The organism is Embleya sp. NPDC059237 (assembly GCF_042754105.1).
GTDB lineage: Bacteria > Actinomycetota > Actinomycetes > Streptomycetales > Streptomycetaceae > Embleya.
The window spans coordinates 429,591-436,159 of record NZ_JBHZAE010000008.1 but is presented as its reverse complement, the minus strand read 5'-3'; the positions used below and the strand labels follow the sequence as shown (position 1 = coordinate 436,159).

The following is a 6,569-nucleotide window of genomic DNA, read 5'->3' as shown; positions in this document are numbered from 1 at the left end:
TGCCGTGCATCGGCGTGCCGGAGAAGCAGGTGCATAGTGGTTCTATTCGCCTGTTTCTCCGGGGCGGCGAGGTGCGGTGCCGGGCGTCGTGGAGCCCGACGGGGGTTCGAAGACACGCGCTAGGGTCGAAGGCCGGAGGTGTGCTGATGACGTTGACCTACGACGTGGTGGTGATCGGCGGCGGAATCGTCGGGCTCGCCACCGCCTACGCACTCACCGAACAGGACCCGGGGCGCACCGTCGCGGTCGTCGAGAAGGAGACCTCGTGGGCGGCCCACCAAACGGGCCGCAACTCGGGCGTGATCCACTCCGGCCTGTACTACCGCCCCGGCAGCCTCAAGGCCCGCTTCGCCGTCGAGGGCGCCCGGCGGATGGTCGACTTCTGCATCCGGCACAGCATCGCGCACGACGTCCCGGGCAAGCTCGTGGTCGCCACGAGCGTGCATGAACTCCCGCGCCTGCGCACCCTGTTCGAGCGCGGCCTGGCCAACGGTGTGCCGGTCGCCGAGCTGACCACCGAGCAGGTCCGCGAACACGAACCGCACGTGTTGTCCGTCGGCGGCCTGCACGTGGCCTCCACCGGCATCGTCGACTACTTCGACGTGTGCCGGACCCTGGTCCGCCTGCTGCACGACCGCGGCGTCTCGCTGCGCACCGGCGCGGAGGTGGTCGACCTCGCCGTACACGCCGACGAGGTGGTCGTGCAGACCCGCCTCGGCGAGCTGCGCGGCCGGGTCCTGGTCAACTGCGCGGGGCTGTACAGCGACCGGATCGCCGCACTCGCCGGCGACCCGCCGCCGGTCCGGATCGTGCCCTTCCGCGGTGAATACCACGAACTGGTGCCCTCCCGGCGCGGCCTGGTGCGCGGCTTGGTCTACCCCGTGCCCGATCCCGCCTTCCCATTCCTGGGCGTACACCTGACACGGGGCATACACGGCGACGTGCACGTCGGGCCGAACGCGGTCCTGGCACTGCGCCGCGAGGGCTACTCGTGGGCCCGGATCGCGCCGGGCGAGCTGGCCGCGACGCTCGCCTACCCGGGCATGTGGCACATCGCCCGCCGGCACTGGCGCTACGGCGCGGGCGAGTTGCTGCGCTCGGTGGCCAAGCCGGCGATGGTGCGCGAGGTACAGCGGCTGCTGCCCGAGGTGACCTCGGCCGACCTGGTCCGGGCGCCCGCCGGGGTGCGCGCCCAGGCGGTGCGGCCCGACGGCGAGCTGGTCGACGACTTCCTGATCACCGGCGGCCGGCGCACGATCCACGTGCTGAACGCGCCCTCCCCGGCGGCCACCGCCTCGTTGCCGATCGGCGACGAAATCGCGAAGCGTGTCGCGGAACGGCTGGGCGAACTCGCCAAACGGTAGTCGCCCGTGGATCATGGTCGCCGGCCTGCCGATCGGGGGAACCGCCTTGGCCGTGAGACCCGTCGTCCTGCGCGCACTGCTCGCGGGCGTCGTACTGCTGTTGTGCGCACCGCTGTTCGCACCGCTGTTCGGCGGAGTGACGCCCGCCCGCGCGGACACCCCGGGGGCGCGGTTGACCGTGTCCCCCGGCGGGCCGCTGCGGCCGGGCGACGTGGTGACGATCCGGGGCACCGGACACACCGGCTGCCCCACCGGGCGGATCGACCTGATCGGCTTCGACGCGCGGCTGCGCACGAACGTCGAGGGCGCCGACCGTTTGATCGCGGCGGACGTACCGCTGGACCCCGACCACGGCTTCACCGTGCGCTTCACCCTCGACCCGCCGATCTACCTCGGCAACCAGGGCTTCCGGACGTTGTGCACGAACCGGGGCGCGGAGCCGTTCCTCCCGCCGATGGCGCAGACCACGTTCGAGTATCCCGCGAGCGAGCAGGGCAACCCGAACGGCTTCCCCAAGCCAGGTCCGCCGCCCGCGAACCTGGCGAGCCGGCGCCTGGTGGTGGACCCGGCCGATGCCGGGCCCGACCGGCTGGTCACCGTCTGGACCGACCTGCGCTGCGGCGCGGCCACCGCCAACCACAATGGCGCACTCCGGTGGGACGGCCGCTTCGTCACCACGTTCTACGCCCCTGCCGAGCCGACCGAGACCCGGGCACTGCGGGTGCACCTCCCGCAGACGCCCACCCGGGGCACCCACCGGCTCTCGGTGGCCTGCCTCTCCGACGACGCCCGGTTCGGCGTGGTGGACGCCGGCGTGACGCTCGACGCCCAAGTGACCTTCGCCCCCGCCACGTTCACCCTGTCCGCCCCGCGCGCCGGTGGCGACCGGATCCGGGCGAGCGGGGCCGGGTTCACCGGCTGCGCCGCCCCGATCGACGGCGCGCCGGCCGAGGTGGCGCTGCGGCGCGGCGACCGGGTCGTGGCTCGGGTACCCGTCGGCGCCGATGGGCGGATCGACGCCGAGCTGACCCTGCCCGCCGACCTGCCGGAGGGGCCGACCGAACTGACGGCCGGTTGCGCCGCCGAACGGCTGGACGGCACGGTGCGCTTCGCGTTCACCGTGCTCCCGGGCGCCCGCACGGCGGATGCCCTCGCGCCACGCCCCGCCGACCGCGCCGACTCCGCCCTCGACCTGCCCTCCCCCGGCGACCTGCTCGACCACCCCGGCCCGCTGGTGGTGGCCGGCGCCGGCACCGCGCTCGCCCTGCCGCTGGTGGGGTTCGCCGCCGAACTCGTCAACAAGACGATCGAGGAGAACCGGCTGCGGATCCGCCGCCGACTGCGCCCGGGCGCGGCCCGACCGCGCTCGATGCCGCGTGCGCCTCGGCTCCAGGTGCTCGTCTTCCTCGTGTTGTCCGCGCTGTGCACGGTCGCGGTCGAGCCGACGATCGGCTTCGACCGGGCCACGTACGCGCTCGCGCTGTCCATGCTGATCGCCGTCCCGCTGACCGTGCTCGCCTATTCGGGGCCGGCCGAGCTGTACCGTCGCCGGCTCTCCCGCGTCCGCGCCTTCCCGCAGCTGATCCCCGGCGCGCTGGTGGTCGCGGTGCTGCTCGGGGTGGTGTCGCGGACCGCGCATCTGGTGCCGGGTTACGTGTACGGCCTGTTCCTGGCCTTCACCCACGCCGGGCTGCGGCAACTGCCCGCCCGCGAGGAGGGTCGGGCCACCGCGCTCGGCGCGTGGGCGCTGGCCGGGCTCGGGGCGGCGGCGTGGGTGTCGCGGATCCCGGTCGAACATGTGCTGGCCGGCGACGACTCCCCGGCCTTCGGCTGGGTACTGGCGGAAAACGTGCTCACCCAGATCTACATCGCCGCGATGATCGGCCTGGTCTTCGGCCTGCTGCCGATCACCTGGCTGGACGGGCAGTTGATCTGGCGGTGGAATCGGTGGGCCTGGGCGGCGGTGTACGCGGTCGCGGTGTTCCTGTTCCTGCTCACCCTGCTCGACCCGACCGGGGTCACCACCGGCGCGACGCGGCAGATGTGGACGCGGGCGGTGTGGGTGTTCGGCACGTTCTGCCTCGTCTCGGTCGGCTTCTGGGCGGTGTTCCGGCTGCGCCCGGCGCCGCCGCCCGGACCGCCGGGGCCGTGGGGGACGCCGCCCGGGCCGTGGGGGACGCAGTCGGGCTCGGGAGTGCCCGGGCCGGTTTCCGGAGTACCCGGGCCGGTTTCGGGAGCGCCCGGGCCGGCGACCGCGCCGGGATCGGGTGTACCCCGGCCGGCGACCGCCCCGCCGCCCATGCCGAACGTGCCGCCGACCGTCGGTCGCTCGTCCCCGCCACCGCCGAATCCCGGTCTGTAAAATCCTGGTCTTATGTCCCCTCTTCCCGTAACCCCTCTGCCCGGCGCGTCGACCGTCCCGGACGTCGCGTCGATCGATCCGGCGGAGCGCCACATGGCGACGGTGCGCAGCTTCACCCCGCGTCGCGGCCGGGTCACCCTCGCCCAGCGGGACGCGCTGGACCGGCTGTGGGCGCGGTGGGGCTTCGACGTCGCGGACCGTCGGCTCGACCTCGGCGAGCTGTTCGGCGACGACCGGCCGGTCGTGCTGGAGGTCGGCTTCGGGATGGGCGAGACCACGGCGGCGATGGCCGAGGCCGATCCGGACACCAACGTGCTGGCGATCGACGTGCACACCCCGGGACAGGGCAGCCTGCTGCACGACGCCGAGCGCCGCGGGCTGACGAACATACGGGTCGCCAACGGCGATGCCATCGAACTGCTCCGGGACATGTTGCCGCCCGCCTGTCTGGCCGGCATCCGGATCTTCTTCTCCGACCCGTGGCCCAAGACCCGCCACCACAAGCGGCGGCTGATCCAGCCCTCGTTCGCGGCGCTGGCCGCCTCCCGGCTGGTCCCGGGCGGGATCCTGCACTGCGCGACCGACTGGGCGCCCTACGCGGAATGGATGCTCGACGTGCTCACCGCCGAGCCCGAACTGGTCAACACCGTCGAGGGATACGCGCCCAGACCGAAGTGGCGGCCGGTCACCCGCTTCGAGCAGCAGGGGCTGGCCAAGGGCCATCGCGTCGCGGATCTGCTCTTCCGCCGGCGCTGAGCCGAGGGTCGGTTTTCCCCGGGTCCGCGCCGGCGCGGCCGGCGGCGGGCCGATCCGGGCAGGGTCACCCATACCGACCACGTCACAGCCGACCGAGAGAGGCGCGCCGCAGCCCCGCGCGGCGTTATCGTCACCCCATATGGACGCATCGCAAGGACCCGACACGCCGGCCGGTCCCGTCCCCGCGGACCCCGCCGCGTACGAGTTCGCCCTGTACGAACCCGGACCCGCGGAGAAGTCGTGGCCGCGCCGGCTCGTGGCGAACCAGACCGCGCGAATAACCGCGCTCGTCCTGGCGTTGCTCGGCTGCGCGATCACCATCGCGGTGATGCTCGGCGACACCATCGGCGCCCAGGGCCTCCTGGTCGGCGCGTTGCTGGCGCTGGTACCCACCCCGCTGGTGGTGAGCGCGATCGTGTGGCTGGGTCGGGTCCGGCCGCTGCCCTGGAAGAGCCTGCTCTTCGCGTTCGCGTGGGGCTCGTGCGCGGGCGCCCTGGTCGCGCTGCTGGCGAACAGCTGGTCGTTCGACAAGCTGATGGACCTCAAGGGCCAGGAGGACGCCGAACTGCTCGGGCTGACCATCGTGGCGCCGGTGGTCGAGGAGTGCGTCAAGGGGCTCGCGGTCGTGCTCCTGTTCGTGACCGTACGGCGGGAGTTCCGCGGCGTGCTGGACGGGCTGATCCCGGCCGCGATCAGCGCCGCGGGCTTCGCGTTCACCGAGAACGTCCTCTATTTCGGCCGCGAGTTCGCGGCGAGCGAGGACAACGGCGACGGCCTGGGCACCACGTGGGGCATATTCATCGCCCGGGGCATCATGTCGCCGTTCGCGCATCCGCTGTTCACCTCGATGATCGGACTCGGCTTCGGCCTGGCGGTCCTGGCCCGCTCGCGTCCCGCGCGGATCCTGCTCCCGCTCGCCGGGTACGTGTGCGCGGTCGGGCTGCACGCGTCCTGGAACGGCTCGGCCACCCAGGGACTGGCGTTCCTCGGGGTGTACTTCCTGGTGATGATGCCGATCCTCGGCGCGCTGATCTGGTACACGGTGGTCGTGCGGCGGGACCAGTTGCGTGCGGTCGAGGACGAGTTGCCGGGCTATGTCGCGGCGGGCTGGTTCCGGCCGCACGAGCCGCTGCTGCTGTCCTCGATGGCGGACCGCTCGCGCGCGCTGCGCACCGCGCGGACCACGCTGGGGCCGGAGGGCGTCGCGCGGCTGCGCGCCTATCAGGCCGATGCCACGCTGCTCGCCGAGTTGCGGCGGCGTGCGGGTCGGTCGCGGCGCGGTCCGGCGCCCGAGTACCCCGGGCAGGAACGGGAGTTGCTGGAACGGGTGTGGGCCGCCAAGCCGGCCGTCGCGCGGGTGATCGACCACACGATGCCGTCGCCGAGGTGGCGCTACGTCAAGCCGCCGCCGGGAATGCCGCCGTGGGCGATGCCCTACGGCGGGCCGGGCGGTTGGGGCCCGCCGGGGTGGGGCCCGCCGGGGACGATGCCGTACGGAACGCAGCCGGGGACGGCACCCTACGGCCCGCCGACCGGCATGGCGCCCCACGGCATGGCGCCCTACGGAGCCCCGACCGGTGTCGCCCCGTACGGCCCGCCGCCCGGTGTGCACCCGTTCGGCGCGCCGCCGCCCGGGTGGATGCCGCCGGCCCGGCATCCGGCCGCGCATCCCGCGTGGGGTCCCGTACCGCCGAGCGGCCCGCCGCCGTGGGGCCCGCCCCGGCACGCGGCCAACGGCGCCCGGGCCGACCTTCCCGCGCAGTCGACCGCGCCGTGGGGCTCGCCGCCCCCGCCACAGGTGAACGGCGGCGTCCCCGCCCCGGTCGAACCGCTGGGCCCACCGACCTGGTACGCCCGCCCCGGCGACTCCCCGAAACCGCCCGCCGACCCGACCCCGCCCGCGGGAGCCGGCTAGGCCCTGTCCGGCGGATCTTGGTGGATCGGGCCGCGTCGTCCGGTGCCGTGCATCGGCGTGCCGGAGAAGCAGCCGCATGGTGGTTCCATTCGGCTGTTTCTCCGGTGCGGCGAGGTGCGGTGCCGGACGGCGCGGACCCGCCAAGATCCGCCGGACAGGGCCTAGGCCCTGT

The 6,569-nt window shown here is 73.9% G+C and carries 4 protein-coding genes; all 4 read left to right on the top strand.

Annotated features, from left to right (window positions below; genetic code table 11):
* Positions 1-146: 146 nt before the first annotated feature.
* The 4 genes from lhgO to ACFXKZ_RS26755 all read left to right on the top strand — a co-directional run bounded on the left by lhgO (position 147) and on the right by ACFXKZ_RS26755 (position 6,397).
* Positions 147-1,364, top strand: a complete 1,218-nt coding sequence (gene lhgO / locus ACFXKZ_RS26770; protein WP_380003524.1) for an L-2-hydroxyglutarate oxidase — start codon at positions 147-149, stop codon at positions 1,362-1,364.
* A gap of 52 nt (positions 1,365-1,416) precedes the next feature.
* Positions 1,417-3,726, top strand: a complete 2,310-nt coding sequence (locus ACFXKZ_RS26765; RefSeq protein WP_380003521.1) for an FGLLP motif-containing membrane protein — start codon at positions 1,417-1,419, stop codon at positions 3,724-3,726.
* A 12-nt stretch (positions 3,727-3,738) separates the two neighbouring features.
* Entirely contained in the window at positions 3,739-4,482 is a 744-nt protein-coding gene (gene trmB, locus ACFXKZ_RS26760) for a tRNA (guanosine(46)-N7)-methyltransferase TrmB (protein WP_380003519.1), read from the top strand.
* 139 nt (positions 4,483-4,621) lie between these two features.
* Positions 4,622-6,397 (top strand): PrsW family glutamic-type intramembrane protease, encoded by a 1,776-nt coding sequence (locus ACFXKZ_RS26755; protein WP_380003518.1) that lies wholly within the window; start codon positions 4,622-4,624, stop codon positions 6,395-6,397.
* Positions 6,398-6,569: the final 172 nt, after the last annotated feature.

Excerpts from the sequence above, each read along its gene's own strand:
- lhgO (WP_380003524.1), top strand. The coding sequence starts at position 147 with ATGACGTTGACCTACGACGTGGTGGTGATCGGCGGCGGAATCGTCGGG.
- trmB (WP_380003519.1), top strand. The coding sequence starts at position 3,739 with ATGTCCCCTCTTCCCGTAACCCCTCTGCCCGGCGCGTCGACCGTCCCG.
- ACFXKZ_RS26755 (WP_380003518.1), top strand. The coding sequence starts at position 4,622 with ATGGACGCATCGCAAGGACCCGACACGCCGGCCGGTCCCGTCCCCGCG.